Here is a 24,750-nt window from a genome sequence, read left to right on the forward strand (position 1 = left end):
TCAGGCTCTCCGCGCAGCAAGGGTCAACGCGGTATCGCGTTCGCGGTTATCGCTGCCCTGACGCTTGTCGTGCAAGCGCGCGGCTTTCCAGCTGACCATGGCAGCGGTGCCGGTGACCGCATCGGTCGGGCCGACAGCAATGCGGGTCAGCGCTCCCAGGCGCGTCTGCATGAAGGCGGCGATGGCCACCAGATCGTTTTGCGTGGCCGCGCCCGGATACACCTCCAGCGTGACCTGCAACTGGTCAACGCCATCCACCGACTCCACCTGAATGTGGTAATCGAGGCAGCCCTTCAAGTGCTCGAACAACGCCGCTTCAACGTCGTAGGCACAATGGTTGTGGCCGTTGAGGACCAACGTGTCGCGCACACGGCCAATCGGCACGAGGTGCCACTTGCCGTTCTCCACGGCATGAACCCTGACCATGTCGCCGGTGCGATAGCGAATCAGCGGTTTTTGCCCTTGATACAAATGGGTGATCACCAACTCGCCGGTCATGCGCTGATGTTCCGGTGACAGCACCTGGCCCGTCGCCGGGTTGATCACCTCATAGATCACGTTCAGCGGCACCGTACACAGGTTGCCGCGGGCATCACACGCCGCCAGAATCGACGATTCCTGAGAGGCGTACATGCAGTTGTACAGCGTGCAATTCCACACTTCACCGATATTGCGCAACAACGCGGGCGTGGTCAGTTCGCCCAGCGTCAGCATCAGCTTGACCCCCAGGTTAGCGGGCTGCTGGCCTTTCTTGATCAAATGCCTGGCCAGGCTGATCGCCACGCCCGGCGTACACACCAGCGCTGTAATCTTCAACTCGCGGATCAATGCCACAGCACGGTCCAGCCCGACCACAGGCGAGCGCGGCCACATTTTCACCACGGTGTGCCCAAGGCTGCGGCACACGTCTTCAAAGGTGTCACCGGTTGAATGCAATTCAGTCGGGCCCATCACCCCCACAATGTGACGCTCACCGTGTGCGCGAAACAGCTCACCGTAGCGCTGGATCAGTGGGGTGTTATTGAAAATCGAATCATGCTCATTGCGCGGGCATGGCGTGGCGGCGCCGGTGGTGCCGGTGGTCTCGTAATAGACCCAGGCCTTATTGAGCGGTGCTGCGGCCAAATCGTGCCCGGCCTCGCGCAGGTCATTTTTACTGGTAAAAGGCAGGCGGCTGAAATGTTCCCAACTCAGCGAATCAATGCTGTTATCCGGCACGCTGGACAAATGAGTCTTATAAAAAGCTGAGCCCGCTTTAACATAGCGCACCACCTCTTTAAGACGATCAAGTTGCAGTTCCTTCAGGGCAGACTCGTCAATATCGCCCGCCTCAAAAGCCGCCTGCTGTTGATACACCGCGCGCGCCAGGTCTAAAAGTTCAGGTTTGAATAATGCGTACACATAACCTCCTTGTTATTTGAAGAGTGCGAGATTGCCGGTCAACTTACTGATTAACTTTTTCGGCCCCACCAGACCAATGGCGACTAACTCAATGGCCGGGCTGTCAGCCTCGGCAATACGCGACTCATATTCTTCATAGGTTTTGCAGGACTGCGCCAACGCACTAAACGGCATCACATGCACGCCTTCATCCGCCAGTGCCTTTTCTTGCAGGCTGTGCAACAACGCATTGTCAGACACCAGAATAGGCAACGGTGCGTAAATGACACCGGGGTAGTTAATACCATCACGGCTGTGCAGATCCGGACCTACCAAGCCTTCGATCGCCCCCCCGAAACTGACCCCGATCACACTGATGGCATTGGCTGCATGCCCCAGCCCCAGAGCCTTGTCGACAACAATGACGCACTTGTGAATGGCCGCATCAAACTTCATGTGTCTCTCCCTGGACTTGCCGGCTTTTCAAAATATCCCACTGTTTTATCTGGCCACCCACGCCCCCGGCCAACAACCCGGCAAAACTGGAGGTTTGGCTGTCCACTTCAATATCCACCACCGACCACGTCGCAATACGCTGCCACTTATCCACGCCACGCATATGATCCTGGTGTATCAAGTAGGCAGACAACTTTGCGTGATCTTCAAACAAGCCCATGACCACAAAATCCATCGCCTGTGCGCGCTCACTTATATTGCGCCCACAGGCCCAACCCCGAATCTCATCAATATTTAAAGGGTGTTGGCGGGTGATTATTTCGGCGTCCATTACTTCTTCATCACCCCATTGATACGGTTCAATAAACTTGAAAAACACCAAATGAAGAATCATGCAGTCCCCTGTACGTGCACCTCATGGCGCACGTTACTGTTATTTTTATATAAGCAAGGATTAACCCTCACCACGAAAGTTATTCAAGGCGTGCGTGCAGGTTGATGATTAAAGCGTTAAAAAATACTAAACCTTTGAGCAGAATAATTATTTCTATTTTGATTGCCGCGCGAATCGATTTAGGTAGAATCTTGCGCCTGATGACAGGGAGTTGGAATTTATGACCACGCCGGTGCTAACCACTACAGATGTGCGCATTCTTACGGCTTTGCAACAGGACGGCCGCATCACCAACCAGACCTTGGCCGATCAGATCGGCATGTCTGCGTCCCCCTGCTGGCGCCGCGTGCGCCAACTCGAAGAGCACCGCTACATTCAGGGGTACCGCGCGGTACTGGACCGACGCAAGATCGGTTTAGGGGTCATGGTGTTTGTGCGTATCAGCATTGGTCACCACAGCGAAGCAGAAGCCAAGAAGTTCGAGGAGCAAGTCATGCTGCTCGAAGACGTTGTCGCCTGCTACAGCATCGGCGGCGACGCCGACTTCTTGCTGCAAGTGGTCGCTCGCGACCTGGACTCTTTTGCCGATTTCGCCATGTCAGTCGTCAGGCGACTGCCGGGTATCAAAGAGATGCAGAGCATGTTCGTGTTGAAAGAAATCAAACCCTTTGTCTCTTTCCCGGTTAAAAGCGCCCAAGACATTTAGCGCGACGCCCCACCGTTGAGTTCACTTTCAGGACGATCATGAACATACGATTAACGCAATGGCAGGGCTTCGCGTTCATCGATGAGTCGGAGCCTTTGGCCCGCCATCCCCAGATCAGGGTGCAAACCATGATCTGGGAGGACAAGAACGAGGCGGATGGCGGCTGGCACATCAACAGCGGTCGATTTAAAACCTGATGCGCCTGATACGGCGCACACCGGGTAACCCCCACAGCCAGCCACGCCACGTGCTGGCCCAGGCGTCACGCAGTTGCTGCACGGTGATGGTGCGCTCTGCCGGATCAACACTCAGCGCCGCCCGCAACGCCGGCCAACACTGCCTGGGCACGTTACGCGGCGCACGCAGTTGCAGGTGCAAACCCTGCTCACGTGCGGTGTTTGAGGGCAGCCGCTGAAACGGATGTTTACCCTCGGCCAACTCATACAGCACGCACGCCAGGGCAAAAATATCCGCACGGGCCGACAACGGTTGCCCTTCCAGCAATTCAGGGGCCGCATAGCCGGGCGTCCAGGCATTAAAACGGCTGCGACTTAACTGCGGCAGGCCACTGAGGACGCCCTCCTCGGCCTGCCCCAGGCCAAAATCAAACAGGCGCACACCGTCTTCGCTCACCATCACATTGCTGGGCTTGAGATCACCGTGCAGCACCCCGCGTCCGTGGGCATAAGCCAGCGCATCCATTAACGGCAAGGCGATCTCGCGCAATTCGTCCCACGCCAGGCCCTGGGGCCGCTCACACAGCAGCTTGTCCAGCGTTAACCCGCGCATCAGCTCCATGGTGATAAAGGCTTGCTGACTGTCGGGGTCGACCTCAAACGTATGCAGACGCAATACGTTGTCGTGACGCACATGCCGCGTGAGGGCGAATTCGCTGTACAGCAATGCGCTGCAATCAGGGGCTTGTGCGAAGGCTTCGCTGAGCACTTTGATGGCGATGTACGGTGACGGATCGCCGTACTGCTCATGCAGCAAGTCCCGCGCACGGTACACCGCGCCCATCCCCCCCGCACCCAGCAAGCCTTCGAGCTGGTAACGGGCCCCCAGCACTTGCGGTAATTGCCCGACACTGGCCCGGGTGGGCGGGCCAGCTGGCGTGTTGCACACCTCCTTGGCAAAGGCAAAGTAAGTCAGGTTACTGGCGTGCTCCGCGCTGAGCAGTAAATCGTCGATCGAAGTGTCGGGCAGGCTCATTGGCGTATGACCACCGCTGTCAGGTTATCCCGTGCGGCGCCGCGTAACGCCCCGCTAAACAGCCGCTCCAGTGCCAACTGAGGCGCGGGCAAGTTCAACGCATGACCCAGCGCGTCCGTACTCAAGCCTTGGTACAAACCATCACTGCACAACAAAAAAGCATCACCGGGTAACGTCTCCAACTCCAGAACATCGAGGGTCAATTGCTCACTGGCCCCCACGGCACGGGTCAAAGCATGAGCTGACGGGTGCGCCTTGGCCTGTTCGACGCTCATCTGCTGTTCATCAATCAGTTGTTGTTGCAAGGAGTGGTCCTTGGACAGCTGGTACAAACGCTGCCCACGCCACAGATAACAGCGACTGTCACCGGCCCAGATACAGGCCGCACGGTTGCCTTCCATCAGCACCGCCACCACCGTGCTGCCCATGATGCTGTCGTGGCGCCCGGCGGTGACCGTCAGCTCTTGGCCCAACCGCCGGTTCAGCCAGTGCAGGCACTGACGAACGCCCTTGAGGCGCTCGTCAAAATCCACCTGCAGCGGTAAGTCCGCCAGGCTCGCGACGATCAACTGGCTGGCAATATCACCGCCCTGATGACCGCCCATACCGTCCGCGACCACCCACAACCCCTGTTGCGGGCACTCCAGAAAGGCATCTTCGTTGCGCGCCCGCACCTTGCCCGCATCGGTACGCGCCGCGCTGCGCCAGGCACCGCTCACCGGCATCAGAGTTGCACCGGCATACGGAAAGTGCGGATCACGCTCATGTCAAACGGGTTCGGTGTGCGCGGGCTGGTCAACAAATAGTTAGCGCGCAGGCCGCCCAGATCGGCTTTTAGCACCAACACGTCACGGCCGGTCAGCGACTCGGTTTGCATCAGGTCGAACAAACGGAACAGTGACCACGGCCCGGTATTTTTCTCGATGCCCACCGGGCGCCCGACCATTTTGTCCAGTACCAGGCTGGTTCGACCGTCCGCGGCCTCCGTGGGCCACTTGAACGCCACCGGCACAATCGGCCCGTGGCGGTATTCAATGACCTTGTCGCCGAAGGTGAACTGCGACCGACTGACCGCCGCGTCCAGCGTGTACGGCTCAAGCTTGAACTGCACCTGCGGCTCGGCCGGATTCTCTGCAAAGAAACTCTGACGGATCACCTGCGCCGACCCCATCTGGTCCAGGTATGCCTTGGAGATGGGCAAGCTATGCCCATCAATGCTGCGCAACCGGTAGTTACCCGGATCACCGCTGACGAAGGCGCGCATGTAGGTGTCGAAGAACTTGTCCGCAATGCCCTGTGCCTTGAAGAACTCGCGGAAGTCGCTGATGGCGACGTCGCTGGTGCTGTGGGCATAGAACGGATAGCGCTTGCTGATCGCTTTGCCGTAGTAGCTGTACAACTCGCTCTGATAGCGCTGGTTCAAATACTGATAAGTATCGTCAAGCAGCAAACGCCAGGTGTCTTCGGCCAATACGTTGAACCAGGTGCCCACCGGGCGCGGCAACCGCGCCGAGGCATTGCGCAGACTGCTCAACGCATCGCGCTGACCGCTCATGCGCACCTTGGTCATTTCATAGGCCGCCTGCTCTGGCGCACTGGCACGGGCCAGGCTGGTCAGTTGCAACTGCAAGTCATTGAGCGCTTGCAGCGCCGGGGTCAAATCAGCGGCCGGGCCGTTGTTGTCATCCAGCAAACGGTGCAAGGGTTCAAATCGGCGCTGCAACGACTTTTTGGCGGTGTCTGGCAGTTTGGCGGTCAACACTTGCGATGCCTTGCCTGCCACCGCTTTAACCGCCTTGCCTGCTTTTTCGGCCTTTTTGCCCAATGCTTCAGTGGCCTCACCGGCTTCTTCGACGCTGTCGGCGATGGCCTGGAAGCGCGTGTTTTCCCGCACTTCAACCAGCAGTTGCAGCACGGGCGAATTGGATGAGGTCAAGCCCGCTAATTGCTCGGCACCTTCACCGGCATCATTGATCGGTTGCAGCGCCACTCGGCCCACGGCTTCGCCCCAATAGTTGGCGTAGTCGCGGAAATACAACTGCTCCAGCTCCACCATCAGGCGGCGCAAATCCATCCCGCTCATGCCCGGGCCTTCGCCCAGCACCCAGTTGTCTTGCAGGATATCGGTGACCAGCGTGGTGCTCTGCACCGAGAAATACTGCTGATAGCCGCTCTGGGTATAGAACCCCGGAATCACATAGTCGGTGCCGATAAACAATCCGCCCTGCGGCCCCAGGTGCTGGCTCAACCGGTATTCCGGCAAGCTGCGCGCCTGTTCACGCAACATCCGATAAACCACGTTGGCCAACGACTCACTGCGCAATACCTGACGCGCCTGTGCCACCAACGGTTCGTTTAGCGGGTACACGAACGGTTGCTTGAGCAAACGTTCAAAGTGCGCATTCAAGCCGTTTTGCACCTCGGTGTTACCGGCGTAACGCACCGACCAGTCGGTGGCAACCCAGTCTTTGAGCCAAGCCGCATCACGCCGGTCTTTGAGGTTGAGCATCAAGTAGGCACGCAAACTGTTAAGCAGGCGCTCGCGATTCTTGAGGTTGGTACGAATCTGCCCCTCAAGCAGGGTCGCGACTTGAGGCAACAGTTGGGCTTCAAGCGCTTGGTCATACGCTTGCGTGACCACGGGATTGACCGCCTCACCCTGATAAAGACCACCACGTTCCAGGTACGACACATCCCCCGTTTTGGGAAACACTTGCGTCGCCGCATACAGCGTATCCAGCGGTTTTAGCACTGCACGGGCGTCGTCACGAGCGGTCAACGCCGCGCGCTGCTGCACCCAGTCCTGAGCCAATGTGCGCAGGTTTTCGAGGCGTTCATAGTTAGCCGAAAAGCCACCGGCCCACAACACGCCAAACAGCGCCAAGGCGGCCAGCGCGCCCACATACAAGGCCCGTTGGCCCCAATGGATACGGCTGCGCTCGCGCTTGTCCAGCCCTGCCAGATCAGCCTCGGGAAAAATCACCCGACTGAACAAATGATGGATAAAACACGCACGGCCCCGGTGCAGGTTAGGCAATGCGCCAGCACTCAGGCTGTTGAGGTCATCCCCCTCTTCGCTGTTGTCCGTTACGTGTGACACATGCGGCGCGCTGGTCAGGTAAAAACCACGTAACTGGCTGACACGCTGGTAGCGATTGCCGGTAAAGGCCATGTCCACAAACAGGCACATGCGCTCACCAATCTGGCCCAACTGATGCGGGAAATCGAGGATTCGCGCACGGCGCTGAGTGTCACGTTCCTGATGCATGCGCATGATCACCTGGCTATTAAGCCTGCGCAGCAGCTCTTCAAACTCAGCCCGTAAAACCGCGACATCGGTGCCACTTTGCTCCTTGCGCAACGTGGTACCCAATACCTGATCGCTTTCTTCGCGGCTTAATTGTTCAAAGAACTCATCGAACCCCAGTAAACGGTCTGCCTTGCTCAGCACCAGGTACACCGGTACATCGACGTGCAGCTTTTGATGCACATCTTGCAAGCGTGCGCGGACTTGACGCGCCAGCGCTTCCAGTTCCCCGTCAGTGCCGTCCAGCAAGGTTTCCACGGGAATGGTCACCAGCACGCCATTCAAGGGGCGGTTGCGCCGCCGTTGACGCAGCAAACTCAGCAACGTGTGCCAGCCGCTGCCATCGACTTCGGCATCCGGTTGGGTCAGGTAGCGACCCGCGGTGTCGATCAACACCCCATGATCGGCGAAGTACCAGTCGCAATAAGCCGTGCCCTGGGTATCGCGGGTCAACTTGCGGTCCAGCTTGTTGATCGGGAACTCCAGCCCCGAGAAGTCCAGCAAACTGGTTTTGCCGCTGCCCTGTGGGCCAATCAGCAAGTACCACGGCAAATCATTGCGCCAGCGCTCGCTGCGACCGCGATACACGCTGGAGGTCTTGAGGGTGTTGAGGGCGTCCTTGAAGCGCGTTTTGAGCGCTTTGCGTTCACTCTCGATTTGCTCTTCGCGCTGCAAACGGGCCTGCCCGTCTTCGCTGTCCAGCAACACTTGCTTGCGCACTCCAGCGCGCCAATTGACGTAGACCATGAACAGGCCCCACATCAATATCAGCGCGCTGATGGTCAACAGCCGCGAAGTCGAACCTTCCCAGAACTTGTAGTCATTGACCGCTAACAGCGGCCCGACAAACCACACCAGCAGCGCCACGCACAGCAGCAGTAACAGGGTCCAGACCCAGGTCTTGCACAAGAATGCGCCGATTTTTTTGAAAAACTGTTTCATCACACGTCCTTGTTAACGGCGGCGGCATCAGGCTGAACCAACGCCGGATCAAGCTGCTGATAAGGTTGCAATACCGTTTCGCGCTGTTCACCCAACACCCAGGCAAAACCGCAATACATCACCACCAGACACACGGCGGTAAACAGCACCACCATCCAGGCCGGTACGATGCGCACCAGATGGCGGCGCTGCTGGTTCAAACCTTCCCACTGCGGTGACAGCTCGCGGGGAACATCGCCGCGCAGTTGGCGGATCTGGCGATACAGCGCATCGCGGATACCTTCCAGTTCCAGCATGCCGCGTGGCTGGACCCGGTATTTGCCCTCAAAGCCCAGCGACAGGCACAGGTACATCAACTCCAGCATCGGCAGGTGCTTGACCGGGTTTTTTGACAGTCGGTCGAGCAACTGAAAAACCTTTTCGCCACCGAACGTCTCGTTGTGAAAACTGCTCAACAGGCTCATCTGCGACCATTCGCTTTCATTGCCCCAGGTCGTCGTCACCACCGCTTCATCGACGACTGTGCACAGCACGTAGCGGGCCGCCATGACTTGGCTGCTTTCCGCGCCGTTGTGCAACGCGCGCACCTCAAACACTTTGAGCGCCGCCGTCAGCCGCTCGTTGAGCGGGAGCAGATCCTCACGACTTTCGCTGTGCTTGAGCCGAACCACCTCACTTAACAGCTGCGAAGCGGCAGCGACCAATGAATTGAGGCTGATGCTGAAGGTTTGCGTCGGGCGCAGGCGAGCGGCGTAAATCATCCGTTCTTCGAGCTGTTCAAAGCGCGGCGGCGAGGCAAAGTCAGTCAGCGGACCCGCGCCGGGCCCTTGGCCTTTGCGGTCAAGCAGCACGGTTTTTTCGTCCTGGCTATGTTCCATGTCCTTGATCATGTCGGTCAGTTCCTGATGGCCCAGAATTTCAGTTCAAGCTCGGCAAATTCCCCGGATACATGGAATGCAAAACCACCGGAGCGCTCCAGCTGTGCCACGTCATCAGGACTGAGTTCGAGAATGAAATAGGTTTTATTGGAATGAAAAGCGATCTGGCGTGGCGCAACCGGCAGCGGTTTAACCTTGATCCCGGGCAGGTGCAGGTTGACCAACTGGCGGATCTGCTCCACGGGGCCGACCTTCAGGTGCGCAGGCAGGCGATGGCGCAGCTCTTCGCTGTCGCAGTTGGCGCTGGCGGCCAACACAAACGAGGCCGAGGCCAGCAGTTTGTGGTCGTGCAACGGCGACACCAGAATCCCGTATTGACGCGCTTGCAGCACCAGCTCAATGGCATGCTGCTCCAGCACCATCGACAGCACTTGGCGAATCGCGTCCATTAACTTGCGAAAGCTGGCGCCCTGATCGCTGTGCTGATAACGGCTGTCCAGGCGCGGGCGTTTGGTGTCGCTGGAAAACGTCGCCAGCTCGCCCAGCATGGTCAGCAGCGTGCGGTACAGCTCTTCGGGGTGGACCTGCTCAAGTCCCAGGTAGTGGCGCAGCAACAGCTCGGTACGGTTGATCAGTTGCAGCATCATGAAATCGCCGACTTCAGCACCGCCGACCTTGCCGTTGGAGCGAATACGCTCGGCAATGGTGTCGCCACGGTGCCCGAGCATGCTGATGATTTCTTTGAGGCACGACAGCAAATAGCTCGAAGAGTGCGCCTGGATAAACGTCGGCACAAAGTCCGGGTTGAGGCTGATCACCCCATCGGGGGTGGTGTCGAGCACCTCACACAGCTTGAGCTTGACGTACGCCTGATCGCTCTGCTGCTCACCCAGCAGCAAACGAAAATCCGGCCGCGCGCAACTCACCTGGCTGGCCGAGTCATCGCCTGCATTAGAGTCAGTGACTTCGGACTCGTAGGCGGTGTAACGCGCCAACACATCGGATTGCTCCGGGCGGCGGGCTTCAATGTGGTTGCCGGTGACCAGCGGCAACGCCAGGTAAATCGGCGTATTGCCGGTGTTGGGTGGCACATCGAGGGCCAGCGGTTCAGTGTTGCCACCCAACTCAAACAGGCTGCCGTCTGGCAAGATCCCCGACGCCTGGCTGACCACCAGCTTGCCCATGCTGAGGAACTGCAAGTCGATTTCCAGCCCCAGAAATCCCCAGATGTAACTGCCCAGCAACTGCGTGCGGGTTTTCATCTGATGATCGTAATAACGATCGTTATGTTGAAAATGCTGCGGACGCAGCAGCATGCCTTCCTGCCAAATGACTTTGTGCGCATTCATGATCAGTCATCCGCCTTGGCGAGCATTTTTTGAGCGTTGAGAATGCCGCTCTGATCGAGGATCAACGCCACGTCCGTTGTCTCTTGCGGGGTGACTTCAACCGTATAGCGCCACTTACTGTCAGGCAGGTCGCGGTACGCCGCGAGGATGCCGATATAACGGCTGCCCTCCTCTACGCTGAGTTTCAATTCCAGGGTTTCTCCTGGGCGCAACTCAAGCTGTTCGCTGGCGACCATGTCCGGGCTGAGTGCCTCTTTGGCATGCTCGTACAGGCTAAAAAAGTCCGCATTCTCAAACGCCACCGGGTGCTTGAGTTCAAACAGGCTCACCACCACAGGCGAAGGACGCCCGTTAAGGTCAGGGTTCAATTGATCACTGGCTTGAAGCTTGAGATTGACCTTGGTCAGCGTCGAATACGGTGACAGGGTTGAGCATCCCGCCATCAGCACCAGGGCGGCGCAGGCCAGCAGCGTGTTAAAAAAACGGGGCGAGCAGCAAGACATGCGCTTCATCCTTGGTAGTCGTTGTGAAGGGAAGAAATCAAGCGCACCTGTTCTTCGTAGGCTTGCGCGAAGTCACGGGCCAACAGGCGTTCGCTCCAGTCATCGTCCTGCTGCAACGCCTGGTGATAGCGACCGAACGCTCTCCAGCGGCTGCCGGAGGTGGCCAACAAAGGCTTGTTGTCACGCTCAAATCGCAGGGTCAGGCGCTCGGGCGAAAAGTGCTCCAGGGTGCTACGCAACGCCGCCCGGCTGGCGCTCAGCAAAGCCACCTGATGCGCCTGCACATCACGAAAGGCTCGCGCAACAGACTGCTCGGCCGACAACTGTCCAGGGCGGCCCGGCGCAAGCAGGATGCCCAGCGCTTCGCTGGCGTCGATGGCCACTTTCAGCGGGTTCTTTTGCGTGCTTTGAACAGTGGTCTGCGCCAGACGCAACTCGTTTTTCAGCTCGCTGCGGGTGCGCAGGCTCTGCTGCAACCCTCCCACACTCTGTTTAAGCAACCGCGCAGCCTTCAAGGCCAAGGCTTCTCGGGCATCGTGATCAAGCTCGTTGAGGTCAACGCCGAGCGCTGCGCCAAAGTGCTGCCAAAACCCTTCAGTTTGACGCTCGACCGCAGGTGGTGGCGCCGCAGGCTCTGCCACAGGGGCCTTGATCAGTTGCGGTACGATCAGGCGCTCACGATCCACCTGTGCGTAATCAGCCCGCTGGCGCGGCGGTTCGGCCGCGGTTTTAGGGCTGATCAGTTCATTAATGTGCGCGTCGTCGTGCTCGTGCTGACCGAGCGCATTGAGCGGGTCAAGATCATAAAACGCATCATCCGGAATGATGCTGCCCGCGGCTTGCGGCAGGCCGATTTCAACGTCAAGGCTGGCCGGGTCACGTATCAGCCGGGCGCGGATTTCAAAGTCGCCCAGCACATAGGCCGTCCCACTCTCGATGCGCAGCGCTTCACCCTTGGGCAGGCGCGCACCGGTGTCACGGTCCTGAATACCGTTGCTGCTGGTGTCGGTCAGGTAAAACACACCGTCGCGGTAACTGATCAACGCGTGGCGGTTGGACAAGTGACGCTTGCGGTCAGGAATGACCCAATCGCAATCCTCACCGCGCCCGATCACGCCACCGCTGGGGGTGAAGGTTTTCTGGCACAGCTCTGTAGGCACGAATTGCTTGGTGTTCAGCATTTCGAAAACCAGTTCCATGATCTTGCTCCTTGCGGTCACTTGCCGCGATTGACCGCCTGCGGATCACCCAATGGGCGATAGGTGTTGTCATTAAATTTGTAATTGCCGTTACAGCCGCCAAGGCCGCAGACAACAACGAGGGCCAACAGCACGGTTTGCCAGTGACGAACAGGCATCGGAGGGTCTCCTGGGTAGACAAAATTCACAGGCAGGCGCTGGACGCGCGGCCTGCCGCAATCGAATGAGATGCACGCAAGGGCGTTAACTAACCATCGCGTTCACCCACCTGAACATTCAGGCGCTCCATGCGGTACAGCAAGGTGCGGCGCGGCAGTCCCAATTCGCGGGCGGCCAGGGTCTGGTTGCCATCGTTTTTGCGCAGGCTGTCGAGCAACCAGCTGCGTTCGACCTGCTCCAGTCGCTCTCGCAGGCTCAGGGGGCTGTCTTCCAGTGCCAGGTCGGGGCGTAACGAGAAATGCTCGGCCAGTAGCTCCCCGCCCTCGCACAGCAGCACGGCACGTTCGACCAGGCCTTTGAGTTCACGCACGTTACCCGGAAAGGTGTAAGCCAGCAGATGGTCCAGCGCCGCCTGCGACCAATGCACGGCGTCGCGCTGCAAGAAGGTGCAGGCCTTGTCGGCGAAGTGCCGGGCCAGCTCCAGAATGTCGCCTTCGCGCTGGCGCAGCGGGGGTAATTCAATGGGAAATTGCGCCAGTCGGTAATACAAGTCCTCACGGAATTTGCCTTCACTGACCAGTACTGCGAGGTCGCGATGCGTCGCGGCAATGATGCGCACATCAATTTTGTGCGTGTCGTTAGACCCCAGCGGCCGTATCTCGCCTTCTTGCAACACGCGCAGCAGCTTGGCTTGTAGCGACAGCGGCATGTCACCAATTTCATCCAGTAACAAAGTACCGCCGTTGGCCGCATCGAACAGGCCGGGGCGGTCGCAATCCGCCCCGGTGAAGGCGCCCTTGCGGTAGCCAAACAGCTCGCTTTCCAGCAGGTTTTCCGGGAACGCCGCGCAGTTCTGCACAATAAAGGCCCGTGAACGACGCGGGCCGTAGTCATGAATGGCACGGGCAAAGACTTCCTTGCCGCTGCCGGTTTCCCCCAATAGCAGCACGGTGTACGGGCTGTGCAGCACTTTGCTGATTAACGAATAAGCCTGACGCATGACCGGGCTTTGGCCGATCAGGCCATAGCCGCTGGCACTCGGCACGCTGACCAGCGCCGCAGGGGATGCGCCTGCCGAGCGGCGCAATGATTGCAACAGATGCAGCTGTCCGAGTACGAAACTGCCGAGTTGGGCCAGTGAGTGCGCAAAACCGTCGAGTTCAACAGAGTGCTGACTGGCGCACAGCAATACGCCTGCCACCGATTGCTTCTGGTTGACCAGCGGAACGCACAGCAACGACTGCCACGCCACGCCCGCGGGCAGGAAGCTGGTCTCGTGCAGACTGGAACTCAGTGCGTTGAGGCACAGCACCCGGTTTTGGCACAGCGCAAATTGCAGCAACTGCTCACCGTTGTAATCGGCGGGCAGGCACTGCGCTTCACGGGGTTGTACCACCCCGTTCAGGCACTCGGCGCTCAAGCCCAGGCAGGTGTGGGTAGCGTCCAGCAAATACAGTTGCGCCAGTTCGCAGCCGCTGAGTTCTGCCAGCCCCTGCACAAACCGGCCCAACAAAGTGGCGTCATCAGGTGCATGTGACAGGTTCGCAAACTGCGCGAGCAAGGCCTCTGCATACACCAAGGGTTGTGCCACTTGCTTAAACATCACGCCCACCTCAAGCGAACTCGCAGATCACGCTGGCATTGGCGTCAAGCGTGGCATGCACGCGTTTGAGGCTCACGCCCTGGGCCATGGCGTCGAGTAAACGGTCGGCAACCAGCGGTAATACGTGCTGATCGAGCAAGTGATCAATCAGCCGCGCACCACTGTCGCTCTGGGTGCAACGCTCGGCCAATTGATCCACCAGCGGCTGGCAATAGCTGAAGTCCAACTGTCGACGCGCCAGACGCTCGCCCAAACGATCGAGTTTGATCTCAATCAGTTCGCGCAACACCGGGCCGCCCACCGGGTAGTACGGGACCACGCGCATACGCGCCAACAGTGCGGGTTTGAAGTGGTGACTGAGCACCGGGCGGATGGTTTCTTCCAACACTTGGGCCGATGGCCGCGCGCCGTTTTCGCACAGCTGTGAGATACGGTCGCTGCCCAGGTTTGAGGTCATCAGGATCAGGGTGTTGCGAAAGTCAATCTCACGCCCTTCCCCATCATTGGCCACGCCTTTGTCGAAGATTTGGTAAAACAGGTTCAGCACGTCCGGGTCGGCCTTTTCGACTTCATCGAGCAACACCACCGAATACGGCTTTTGGCGCACCGCTTCGGTAAGCATGCCGCCCTCGCCATAGCCCACATAGCCTGGCGGCGCGCCAATCAGGCGTGACACCGTGTGTTTCTCCTGAAACTCGGACATGTTGATGGTGGTGATAAAACGCTCGCCGCCATACAGCAAGTCGGCCAGTGCCAACGCCGTTTCGGTTTTGCCGACGCCGCTGGGACCGACCAGCAAAAACACGCCCACCGGCGCATCCGGCTTGTTTAACCCGGCAGCTGTGGCACGCATGGAACGGTCGAGTGCATGCACCGCTTGATCCTGCCCGCGAATGCGCGTGCGCAAATCGGTGGCAAAATTCGCCACCTTGGCGTTGTGCTCACGCGCCAGTTGCGCCAACGGAACACCGGTCCACGCGCTGATCACTTCAGCCACCAGCCGTGGGCACACTTCAAAGCTGACCAGACGCTCAGTGAGCTGGGCCTCGGTCAAGCTGCGATGGGTTTCATTGAGTGCTGCCTCAAGGGTTTCGATACTCGGTGCATCATTTTCCAGCGTCTCAATCACTAGACCTTCGGCATCTTCCTGTAAGGCCACCCGCGGGACTGCCGCAGCAGCGATGCGCGCCGTGGCCAGTGCTTTGCGTTGCTCCAGCAGACGCTCAGCCAATTGCTTTTGCCCGCTCCACAGTGCCTCCAAGGCCAATCGCTCGTCTTGTGCATCACTCAAACGGTCTTCGAGCAGGTCAAGGGCTTCGTGGTCTATCTGCAAACCGGCTTCGGCATCCCGACGCAAGGCCTGACTTTGGCGGTCCCCTTCGGCCAGCTCGCCGCGCAATTGCTCAAGGCGTTGGGGCGCGGCCGCGAGGCTGATACGCACACGGGCACAGGCGGTGTCGAGCACATCCACCGCTTTGTCAGGCAGTTGACGCCCGGCCAAATAGCGCGCAGACAACTCAGCGGCCGCCACCACAGCGTCATCACGCAGGTAGATGCCGTGGCTTTTTTCATAGACGTGGGCCAAGCCGCGCAGAATCGTCACCGCCTCGCTGACGGTGGGTTCGTGCAGTTGCACCGGCTGGAAACGCCGCGCCAAAGCCGGGTCTTTTTCAAAGTACTTTTTGTACTCCGACCAGGTGGTGGCTGCAATGGTGCGCAACTCGCCACGGGCCAGCGCGGGCTTGAGCAGGTTGGCAGCATCGGAGCCACCCGCGTTGCCGCCTGCACCAATCAAGGTGTGGGCTTCGTCGATAAAAATAATGATCGGCTTGGGCGACGCTTTGACTTCGTCAATCACCCCTTTAAGGCGACGTTCGAATTCACCCTTGACGCTGGCACCGGCCTGTAACAAACCCATGTCCAACGCCAGTAATTCAACACCTTTAAGCACCTGCGGTACTTCACCGGCGGCAATGCGCGAAGCCAGCCCTTCCACAATCGCGGTTTTACCCACGCCGGCTTCGCCGACCACAATCGGGTTGTTTTTACGGCGACGAGCCAAAATGTCGATCATTTGGCGGATTGCATCGTCCCGGCACAGCACCGGGTCGAGTTTGCCGTCGCGGGCCTGTTGCGTCAGATTGTGGGTGAAGCGCTCCAGCAACGACTCACCCGGCGCTGCGGGCTTGCCGGTGGCCGGTTGCTCTTTGAGCGACAAGGCAAACTCCTTTAAACGCTCGATGTTCAACCGGGCCAGCAGTGGCAAGTAATGACTGCCTGCGTAACGCATCGGATTGCGCAGCAATGCCAGGATCAACGCCGCTTGCTCGACCTGGCTTTGACCCAGTTCCAGGTTGGCCACTAATAAAGCGTCTTGCAGCCACTGCACCAGTTCGGGAGCAAATACCGGGTTGCGCGACGCACTGTGTTCAACCCGCGACTGCAAGGCCGCACTCAATTCTCCAGCGTCCACGTCCGCGTCTTGCAGCGCTCGCGACAACAAGCCTTGCGCACGCTCAAGCAAACCCAGCAGCAAATCTTCCACCAGGATTTTGCTGCCGCCACGGGCCACGCAGCGTTCAGCCGAGCCTTCGAGGTCGCGACGGGTGTCGGCGTCCAGCGCCTGAATCAGTTGTTGCAGGTCTACGTTGATCATGTGTCATCAGTCCTTAATGTATTTTGCTGCCCAGCGTCACCACACCGTCGGCGCGCTCGCGGCCCAGCCAACTGGTCCAGCCCAGACGACAGGCGTTTTGTTCGCCAATGCGCAGTTCGCGGATCTCTTCCTGACGCAGCACCAGGCGGATGTCGTAGTCGAGCGGATCACGCAAGGTAAAACGCACCAGAGCGCACAACGGTTGGTAACCGAACCCGATGGGCAAAAACTCATGAAAACGCTCCCAATCCAGTTCGCGGATGTAGATACGAAACTTGCCGCTGCGGTCGCGCACCCGCTCCCCCAGTACCAAGTCTTCACCCAACAGGCTGTTGGCACGGCCCAAACGGTTGCGCTGTTCTTCAAGAATCTCGACCCGACGCTCAATGCATTGCTCGATGGTCAATTGCGCGTGTTTGAAGTAGTAACGCAGCACTGCCTCAATCAACGCCGCCGAGTGTGCCCGCAAGCTGAGCAACCCCAGATACGGCAGCAAGCGTTTCCAGTTCAGCTCCTTGGCCTGACGAATCTCTTCGCCGCCCAAGCCAATCAGCGCAAACAGTTGCGCCGAAAAAGGGTCGAGCGCGCCGCTCTGAAAACTGGCGCGGTAGCGGTATTTTTTCCAGATCGGCAGCATCAGCCGTTGCAGGCGATGGTGAAACACATCCAGAAAGTTGCGTGTCGGGTTGCCGTCTTCGCTGTCGCCCAGCGCCTGCTCGCCATAGAACGCAGGCAAGGGCGAACCGGCACCTACAAGCCCGATCAAGTTGAACCGCAGGCGTGCGCGCAACTGCCCGTGCTCGTTGAAAAACTCAACCCGGTCCACATCACTGCCCGGAAACCCGAGGCTGGGGTTGGCCTGAAATTCCAACTGGTCGTACAGATCGTCTTCGCTCAGGTAGGGATGCGCTTCACGCAAGCGGTCCACCACCAGCAACACGGCCTGAAACAGCGAGTACTCGCGTATTACCCGGCTCAGCCCGCTTAAAGAAGCGGCTGAAGGCCCATACGGGGTGTCCATTGGTACACCTCTCCCTGTGTGCTTTTTACGCGCAACTCGTGATACGAATTAAGACTGGCGTAAAGTGCGAAAAACTCGTTTAGCACCGACGCAAACACGAACAAGTCGCCTTCGCCGATATACCCCTGAGTGTCGACAGTCAGCTCAGTGCGCAACCCGCGCACCGGCAACCCACGGTGCAAGCGGTCTACGTGCTGGTGCTTGATCGACTTGAGACCGCCCAGCAAACGCTTGCTGACTTTCTCTGCGTGCTGGTCGTAGTAGCGCGGCAGGTCGTAGGTTTCGAGAATCACCTTCAACGCATTGACATCGGCCAGCGACAGGTAGTTAAGCGACATGTTGCTGATCAACTTCCACAGGAAGTCGCGATTGAGCGGCGGCGCGAAACTGGCGGTCGCAGGCGTGATGTTGCGAAAGGTCAGAAACTCCGGGGTTTCTTCACATGCACGGCAAATGTCAGCCAACTTGAGTTTGCGCGGCAGGTTCTGATTGGTGCAGGTCAGCTCGATTGACAGGGTTTCGTGGGCTTCGCTCTGACGAATACCGAAACTCAAGTACGTGTCGAGGCCCCCGTGCAGCAACGACGAGCGCTGGCGAATGCTGTAATGCGCACGGGCGGTGGGCACATCGAAGCTGGGGTCATGCTCAAACGATTCGAACGGTACGTAGTCCTGATAACCCAAACCACCGGGTTTCCAGCCAATCACGCTTTCGACCGAGAACACACCGCAATGCTCTTGTTCGTACTCCGCGGGCAACAGCAGGTACTCGTCCTGTTTACCGTCGAGGCGAATCGGCAGCGCGTCATGCTTGAACAGGTTCACAATCGGCGTGCAATACAGCTTCACGTTGTCGAGTGTGGGGCGCAGGCGCTGGATACCGCTCTTGCGGATTTCAAAGCGCAGTTCCAGGCCGCGCATCTGTTTGAGCGTGTCGGGTGGCAACGCCTTGAGCATGTCCAGCCCATTGACATCGACAAACAGAAACTTGTCCTGAAACGCGAAATACTCTTGCAGGTAGCGGTAACCCCGGAAGGTGTTGAGCGGATACGGAATCAACGCTTCTTCTTCCGCGAAGCCAACGGGCTGCACGCGGTCGCCCGGCATTTTGAACGCCATAGGGCGCCCGCCCACACCATCGAGCGGCTTGCCCGCAGCGTTCAACGGCACCAGTTCGATGCTTTCAAGATTGCGCAGCAGGCTCAGGTACAGCATTTGGCTGATGTAACGCTCGCCGGCAAAATGCAAACGCAACGTGCTCAGTTGCAGCTCACCCAAGTGGCCGTCAGCACTCATTTCAAGGCGCAAGCTGAGCAACGAACCGTCACCCTTGACCGAATAATTGAGGGCGGTCAGGTCGAGCGCCATGACATCGGTCGGGTAACAGGTGCGAAAACGGCAGCGCACACCGTCAATCGGTACGCTCTCTACCGGCGTGTCGCGTTCCACCCTCAATGCAGGGCCCGGCAAAGTCAGCGGGTCAAACTGCAAAATGCTGAATGCCGGCAACGGACGCATGTAGTTGGGCCACAGCAATTGCATCAACGAATGGCTCAACTCCGGCAACTCGTCGTCGAGCTTCTGGCGCAGACGCCCGGTCAGAAAGGCAAACCCCTCCAGTAACCGCTCCACGTCCGGATCCCGACCGGCTTGCCCCAGAAAAGGTGCCAACGCCGGGCTGCGCTCGGCGAATCGACGACCTAACTGGCGAAGTGCGGTGAGTTCGCTTTGGTAGTAGTGGTTAAAGGACACGAAATACCTTCCTGGCATTAAAACTCATGAAAAAACTGCCCTGCCCGTCCAGGCTTTGCCCACCCCTGGACCGATAAGGAACTGCTCACGTCTCGCGATGCGCCGCCCTGCTACGGCGCGCAATCTTCAGGTCACTTTGACTTGACCGCTGCCGTCCAGGCAGGCGCTGAACGTTACTTGACGCTTCAAACCCTCAACTTCCAGCAACCCTTCAATACTGAAGGTCAGGCGCAGTTGATCGTTATCACGCGGCAAAGAAACGACACGCACCTCGCTCAAGCGAGGTTCGTAGGCTTCGATAAAACCCACAATCGCCAAGCGCGCCTGACTCAAGGAGTCGTGCAGGCTGAGGCGCATGTCATTGAGATCGGGCAACCCGTAATCGGACAGCGTTTGCACACTGCCCGCACGGGTGCTGAGCATCTTGGCGAGATGGGCAGCCACAGACGCCATCGCCGAAACCTCGCGGCTCCAGCCGATGCGTTTATCCGCATCGCCATTCAGGCGCTCGAAAAGGCTGCCGTATCCCGTCATCAAACGCTCCGTTTACTCTTTGTCCAGCTTGCCCACCAGCGACAGGGTGAAATCGGCGCCCATGTACTTGAAGTGCGGACGCACGTTCAAGCTGACGCGGTACCAGCCAGGCTCGCCTTCAACGTCACTGACGATGATCTGGGCTGCGCGCAATGGACGACGACCCCGCACTTCGGCGCTCGGGTTTTCCTGGTCGGCCACGTACTGGCGGATCCACTTGTTAAGTTCCAGTTCAAGGTCGGTCCGCTCTTTCCACGAACCGAGTTGCTCGCGCTGCAACACTTTCAAGTAGTGAGCCAGACGGTTGACGATCATCATGTACGGCAGCTGGGTGCCCAGCTTGTAGTTCAGCTCGGCGGCCTTGCCTTCAGCGCTGATGCCAAAGAACTTGGGCTTTTGCACGGAACTGGCTGAGAAAAACGCGGCGTTGTCGCTGCCTTTGCGCATGGTCAGAGAGATGAAACCTTCCTCGGCCAACTCGTATTCACGGCGGTCAGACACCAGCACTTCGGTGGGAATCTTGGTTTCGATTTCGCCCATGCTTTCGAAGTGGTGCAGCGGCAGGTCTTCAACCGCACCACCGCTCTGCGGGCCAATGATGTTCGGGCACCAGCGGAACTTGGCGAAGCTGTCAGTCAGCTTGGTGCCAAACGCGTAGGCGGTGTTGCCCCACAGGTAGTGCTCGTGGCTGTTGGCGACAGTTTCTTTGTAGACGAACGACTTGACCGGGTTTTCTTCGGGGTCGTACGGGTTGCGCAGCAAGAAGCGCGGCACGGTCAAACCCACGTAGCGCGAGTCTTCGGACTGGCGGAAGCTCTGCCACTTGGCAAATTGCGGGCCATCGAAGTGGTCTTTGAGGTCCTTGAGGTCAGGCAAGCCGGTGAAGCTTTCCAGACCGAAGAACTTGGGACCGGCCGCTGCAATGAACGGCGCGTGGGACATACAGGCCACGCTGGACACGTACTGCATCAGCTTCACGTCGGGCGAGCTTGGGGACATGAAGTAGTTGGCGATGATCGCGCCCACAGGCTGACCACCAAACTGGCCGTATTCGGCGGTGTAGATGTGTTTGTACAGGCCGGCCTGCATCACTTCTGGCGAATCTTCGAAATCGTCCAGCAGGTCTTCTTTAGACACGTTGAGGATTTCGATTTTGATGTTTTCGCGGAAGTTGGTGCGGTCAACGAGCAGTTGCAGGCCACGCCACGACGATTCCAGCGACTGGAAATCAGGGTGGTGCAAAATTTCGTCCATTTGACGGCTGAGCTTGGCATCGATCTCAGCAATCATGCGGTCAACCATGGCCTTCTTGACGGGTTCACCATTGTTCTGCGGCTTGAGCAGCTCTTCGATAAACGCCGACACGCCACGCTTGGCGATGTCATAGGCTTCGTCGTCCGGGGTCAGACGCGTCTGGGCGATGATGTTGTCAAGAATGCTGTATTCGCCGTTTTCGGTACTGCTTTGCTGCGCTGCGTTGGTGCTCATTGCATTGTCTTCCTTGGCTGATGGAGGCTCAAGCGTCCTGGGCGGCGGCGTTCAAGCCCAGCTCGCCCAGTACGCGACCACGGGATTCATCGTCGGCCAATACGCTTTCGATGGCTTTGCGAAAGGCCGGCGCATTGCCCAATGGGCCTTTGAGGGCCACCAGCGCGTCGCGCAGCTCCATCAGTTTTTTCAACTCCGGCACTTGCTCAACCAGGCTGGCCGGGTTGAAGTCTTTCATCGAGTTAACGCGCAATTTCACGGCCAATTCTTCAGTGTCACTCTCTTCCTGAAGGCGGTTGGCAACGCTCAAGGTCAGGCTCAGCTCTTGCTTGGCCAGCACCTCGTCGAACGTCATTTTGTCGATGCTGATCGGCTTGCGATCTTCGACTTTGCGTTCGTCCTTGCGGTGGGTGTAATCACCGATGGCGAGTAGTTTCAACGGCAGTTCAATTTCTTCCTGAGCACCACCGGTGGCGGGCTTGAAGGTGACGTTGATGCGTTCCTTGGGGGCTACCGAGCCTTCTTTGGCCATGGTTTTTTTCCTTGCGTGTATGACCCTGGGGCCTATTCGAGTACCACTTCGAGATCGAGATGGCACAACCTGCGATAAATCTCATCCCTGCGTTCACGTACGGCATGGTTCTGCGGCAACAGTTCGCAGCAGCTGTGCAGTAAATGCAGTACTTGCAGCGCAAGATCGGGCTCCCAGGCATGCAGGCCTGAGTCCTGTAATGTGTGGTCCAGGGTCTCAAGCTGGGTCTTGGCCAGCTCGTACTTCTTGGCCATAAAACACAGCCGCGCGAGGGCGAACTGCCAAAAAAACCGGACACGTCCACCCTGAGCGTTTTGCAAGCCTTGTTTGAGGGTCTGTACGGCGGGCTTGAGGCCGTCCTTGCGCAGAATCGGTAGCACCGCTTCAAGGGCCAATTCCCACGCGGGCTGAGTGGCGGTCACTTCCACCTTGCGCGGCGCACTGGTGCTTTGCAGGTGCGGCATGACATTGGCGCTGATCCACGCGCGCGTCGCCGGGTCGGCAAACGGCGCACCATCGTGAAAGCGCAATTCGATGATGCCCGGCAAACGTTGAATCAACAGGCTGAAGTGGATTTCCACCTCACGCATGGCGATCTCAGCATTCAGCGCCTGTAAACACTCCCAGACAATGCGATGCCCATCGAACCAGAACGGCGCTTTGCCCAGGCTGGCTTCGACTTCGACCAACAGATCGGCATATTGACCTTGGGCAAAACGGTCCTGATAAGCCTTGAGTTTGTCGACGGGCAACCCGCGCAACGCCGTAATGTGCTCAGTATTACGCTCCGGCACAGCGTCTATCGCCATCCACATCAGCGTACGGTTAAGGCGTAACGCCCGCACATCCGTAGCCTTCTGTTTAAGCCACCAGGCACACAGCGGCCGTGCGCTGTCCTGCTGGGTGCGCAGCGCTTTTTGTGCGTCTTTTTCGTTATCAATCGGGGTGCCGGGCGTGAATAACTGGGTCGCGGCCTGCTTGACCTGAGCCACCACCGCCCCTACCACGCCAGGTTCTGGCTCATTGTTCGCCGCGCGCTGAACCATGTTTGCCAGCCGCCGGTGAATGGGCAGCAGCAACGGCGCAGCATCGTCAAGGTGTTGTGTCAGCACCGTATCCAGCGCTTGCAACTGCTTGACCAGGCTGCGGAACAGCGGCAGTTGCTCTTTGATCGGCACGTCATCTTTGAGCGCACCTTCTAGACGCGGCACCAACCAGGCAATCGCAGCGGCCCGAGTGCGCGCTTTGGCGGGGTGAAACTGCTCCCAGTGATGCTCACACAGGTACACCAACACGCCTAATCCGGCATGCAGCCCCACAAACGACTCACGCAGATGCAAGGCCCATGTCAGCCAGGCGGCGACACGTAAATCCTTGGAGGATGTTCGCAGAATTTGTTCGCTGTTTTCCTGGATTTTCAACCAGTCGATGGGGCCACTGGCGTGCAGCGACTGGGCCTTTTCCAGCTCGGCTTCCAGGGCTTCGAACTCACTGGAGTAGCGAACTTCGTCGCCGGCAAAGTTATCACTTGAAATAGGCTGCCGGGCCAAGTCGGCATAGCGAACCATTAGCGTGCTTGAATACGTCATCTATGCCTCCTTGATGATTGAACGCTGAGCGTTCGTGCCTCCTGGCACATACCGAAAGTACCGTGGATGGTGTGCATGAGCACAGACGATCCAACAGACGATCAATCAAGCCTCATACATACCGTTATGGCACTTTGACACTTGATGCGGGCCGAGAGGATACACAAAAAATAAACGTGCAGTTACCAAAAAATTGATTCCCGCTCGTCGCAAAGAATCATGACCTTCATATCTTCCAGATACAGAACCGCTCTTTTTTCAGGAACGCAGCCTAGTCTGAAAGTTGTTTGACAAGCCTTGGATCCACGACTAAGAGCATCAGGTCTCGGCCAGCAAAACCAAGGGTTTATCCCTTTATAATCAGTAGCTTAATGACTTTAAATACAGACTGTAATTTAACCCGGAATGTTACAAAAATTGTCAGACAATTCTCCGCTCATAATGGATGCGTATCTATCAGACAATTCCTATAAAACAAAAGAATTGTCTTACATAAATAAATGTAACAAGCCAGGCACCCATGCAATTATCCCTACTGACAACATGCAGAAAGCGGGTTGAATGTCAGCTGCCATTCAACCTGCTCCCGCGAAAACAGTACAGATACAACGCACATCTGATACGCAAAGCGCCACACACAATCCGACCAACCATTGACTTTTTAAAATCAACCAAATTGAAATTCATGGAAAACACCAACTGCGCAAGAAGTTGCGCACTCAAATGTGGATAACCGTGTGGATACATCGCCACAGCGCATATAAACCGGTAGCTGTAGACGAGTGCGCAAGAAGTTGCGCAGTACTGCGCAACTTCTTGCGCACTTTATCTATGTTTCCTACCTGAAAACTGGTCATTTCATGCGCTTACTTTATCTATCTTGTTGATTTATATCGTTTTTATTTTTACTGGCACGAACCTTGATAGTCATTACCAGCACTTGAACGGCATTTGGGCCTTTCAAGTCCTTTTTTTTCAGCAAGGAGAGCATCCATGGCGACGCCAGCGTATATGTCCATCACGGGCACCAAACAGGGTCTGATCACTGCCGGTGCGTTTACCGCGGACTCAGTGGGCAATACCTATCAGGA

Annotated in this window: 21 protein-coding genes and 1 pseudogene; 3 read left to right on the top strand and 19 right to left on the bottom strand. The window is 57.9% G+C overall.

All coding sequences use genetic code 11. The features are described 5' to 3' along the window. Genes ACP7A4_RS19830 through ACP7A4_RS19840 form a run of 3 tightly spaced genes read right to left on the bottom strand, consistent with a single transcriptional unit; the run spans position 1 to position 2,230 of the window. On the bottom strand, positions 1-1,401 hold the full coding sequence (locus tag ACP7A4_RS19830) for a phenylacetate--CoA ligase family protein (protein WP_426248028.1): 1,401 nt from the start codon (positions 1,399-1,401) through the stop codon (positions 1-3). Positions 1,402-1,413: 12 nt separating this feature from the next. Next, positions 1,414-1,836 (bottom strand): DUF2000 domain-containing protein, encoded by a 423-nt coding sequence (locus tag ACP7A4_RS19835; RefSeq protein WP_048365879.1) that lies wholly within the window; start codon positions 1,834-1,836, stop codon positions 1,414-1,416. Beyond that, the gene (locus ACP7A4_RS19840) at positions 1,826-2,230 is read right to left on the bottom strand and encodes a Dabb family protein (protein WP_203303978.1); all 405 of its coding nucleotides are present in this window, start codon (positions 2,228-2,230) and stop codon (positions 1,826-1,828) included. Before ACP7A4_RS19840 ends, ACP7A4_RS19835 begins: the two co-directional genes overlap by 11 nt. Positions 2,231-2,450: 220 nt before the next feature. Between ACP7A4_RS19840 and ACP7A4_RS19845 the strand changes: the two genes are divergently transcribed. Beyond that, on the top strand, positions 2,451-2,936 hold the full coding sequence (locus tag ACP7A4_RS19845) for an Lrp/AsnC family transcriptional regulator (protein ID WP_048365881.1): 486 nt from the start codon (positions 2,451-2,453) through the stop codon (positions 2,934-2,936). 38 nt (positions 2,937-2,974) lie between these two features. Beyond that, entirely contained in the window at positions 2,975-3,133 is a 159-nt protein-coding gene (locus tag ACP7A4_RS19850) for a hypothetical protein (RefSeq protein WP_156425775.1), read from the top strand. On the opposite strand, the gene ACP7A4_RS19855 is transcribed toward ACP7A4_RS19850, so the two are convergent. From ACP7A4_RS19855 to tssA, 16 genes are all read right to left on the bottom strand, one after another. After that, a complete protein-coding gene (locus ACP7A4_RS19855) occupies positions 3,123-4,148 on the bottom strand; it encodes a serine/threonine-protein kinase (protein WP_426248029.1) in 1,026 nt (341 codons plus the stop codon). The two genes, ACP7A4_RS19850 and ACP7A4_RS19855, sit on opposite strands and share 11 nt — an antisense overlap. Then, a complete protein-coding gene (locus tag ACP7A4_RS19860; RefSeq protein ID WP_059762363.1) occupies positions 4,145-4,873 on the bottom strand; it encodes a PP2C family protein-serine/threonine phosphatase in 729 nt (242 codons plus the stop codon). Before ACP7A4_RS19860 ends, ACP7A4_RS19855 begins: the two co-directional genes overlap by 4 nt. After that, positions 4,873-8,397: a type VI secretion system membrane subunit TssM gene (gene tssM, locus ACP7A4_RS19865; protein ID WP_059762364.1), complete on the bottom strand. Its 3,525-nt coding sequence runs from the start codon at positions 8,395-8,397 to the stop codon at positions 4,873-4,875. The genes ACP7A4_RS19860 and tssM overlap by 1 nt, the downstream gene beginning before the upstream one ends. Beyond that, on the bottom strand, positions 8,397-9,287 hold the full coding sequence (gene icmH / locus ACP7A4_RS19870) for a type IVB secretion system protein IcmH/DotU (protein WP_059762365.1): 891 nt from the start codon (positions 9,285-9,287) through the stop codon (positions 8,397-8,399). The genes tssM and icmH overlap by 1 nt, the downstream gene beginning before the upstream one ends. 5 nt (positions 9,288-9,292) lie before the next feature. Then, complete coding sequence (gene tssK, locus ACP7A4_RS19875; RefSeq protein WP_059762366.1) at positions 9,293-10,624, bottom strand: type VI secretion system baseplate subunit TssK; 1,332 nt, start codon at positions 10,622-10,624, stop codon at positions 9,293-9,295. 2 nt (positions 10,625-10,626) lie between these two features. Further along, positions 10,627-11,127, bottom strand: a complete 501-nt coding sequence (gene tssJ, locus ACP7A4_RS19880) for a type VI secretion system lipoprotein TssJ (protein ID WP_203303982.1) — start codon at positions 11,125-11,127, stop codon at positions 10,627-10,629. A 5-nt stretch (positions 11,128-11,132) separates the two neighbouring features. Continuing rightward, complete coding sequence (gene tagH / locus ACP7A4_RS19885; RefSeq protein ID WP_048365889.1) at positions 11,133-12,326, bottom strand: type VI secretion system-associated FHA domain protein TagH; 1,194 nt, start codon at positions 12,324-12,326, stop codon at positions 11,133-11,135. 17 nt (positions 12,327-12,343) lie between these two features. Continuing rightward, complete coding sequence (locus ACP7A4_RS19890; RefSeq protein ID WP_048365890.1) at positions 12,344-12,484, bottom strand: hypothetical protein; 141 nt, start codon at positions 12,482-12,484, stop codon at positions 12,344-12,346. Between the two features lie 89 nt (positions 12,485-12,573). After that, a complete protein-coding gene (locus ACP7A4_RS19895) occupies positions 12,574-14,088 on the bottom strand; it encodes a sigma-54 interaction domain-containing protein (protein WP_426248030.1) in 1,515 nt (504 codons plus the stop codon). A 10-nt stretch (positions 14,089-14,098) separates the two neighbouring features. Continuing rightward, positions 14,099-16,744, bottom strand: coding sequence for a type VI secretion system ATPase TssH (gene tssH / locus ACP7A4_RS19900; protein WP_426248031.1), 2,646 nt, complete (start codon positions 16,742-16,744; stop codon positions 14,099-14,101). Between the two features lie 13 nt (positions 16,745-16,757). Continuing rightward, entirely contained in the window at positions 16,758-17,765 is a 1,008-nt protein-coding gene (gene tssG / locus ACP7A4_RS19905; protein WP_059762371.1) for a type VI secretion system baseplate subunit TssG, read from the bottom strand. Beyond that, positions 17,729-19,516, bottom strand: a complete 1,788-nt coding sequence (tssF, locus tag ACP7A4_RS19910; RefSeq protein WP_426248032.1) for a type VI secretion system baseplate subunit TssF — start codon at positions 19,514-19,516, stop codon at positions 17,729-17,731. Before tssF ends, tssG begins: the two co-directional genes overlap by 37 nt. Positions 19,517-19,642: 126 nt before the next feature. Then, a complete protein-coding gene (tssE, locus tag ACP7A4_RS19915) occupies positions 19,643-20,050 on the bottom strand; it encodes a type VI secretion system baseplate subunit TssE (protein ID WP_059762373.1) in 408 nt (135 codons plus the stop codon). Between the two features lie 12 nt (positions 20,051-20,062). Continuing rightward, a complete protein-coding gene (gene tssC / locus ACP7A4_RS19920; protein WP_426248033.1) occupies positions 20,063-21,538 on the bottom strand; it encodes a type VI secretion system contractile sheath large subunit in 1,476 nt (491 codons plus the stop codon). A 28-nt stretch (positions 21,539-21,566) separates the two neighbouring features. Continuing rightward, the gene (gene tssB / locus ACP7A4_RS19925) at positions 21,567-22,070 is read right to left on the bottom strand and encodes a type VI secretion system contractile sheath small subunit (RefSeq protein WP_048365897.1); all 504 of its coding nucleotides are present in this window, start codon (positions 22,068-22,070) and stop codon (positions 21,567-21,569) included. Positions 22,071-22,102: 32 nt separating this feature from the next. Beyond that, on the bottom strand, positions 22,103-23,659 hold the full coding sequence (gene tssA, locus ACP7A4_RS19930; RefSeq protein ID WP_059762374.1) for a type VI secretion system protein TssA: 1,557 nt from the start codon (positions 23,657-23,659) through the stop codon (positions 22,103-22,105). Positions 23,660-24,652: 993 nt separating this feature from the next. Between tssA and ACP7A4_RS19935 the strand changes: the two are divergent. Beyond that, positions 24,653-24,750: pseudogene (locus tag ACP7A4_RS19935) on the top strand (Hcp family type VI secretion system effector); the annotation flags it as partial.

Source organism: Pseudomonas sp. TWR3-1-1 (genome assembly GCF_049896545.1).
GTDB classification, from domain to species: domain Bacteria; phylum Pseudomonadota; class Gammaproteobacteria; order Pseudomonadales; family Pseudomonadaceae; genus Aquipseudomonas; species Aquipseudomonas weihenstephanensis.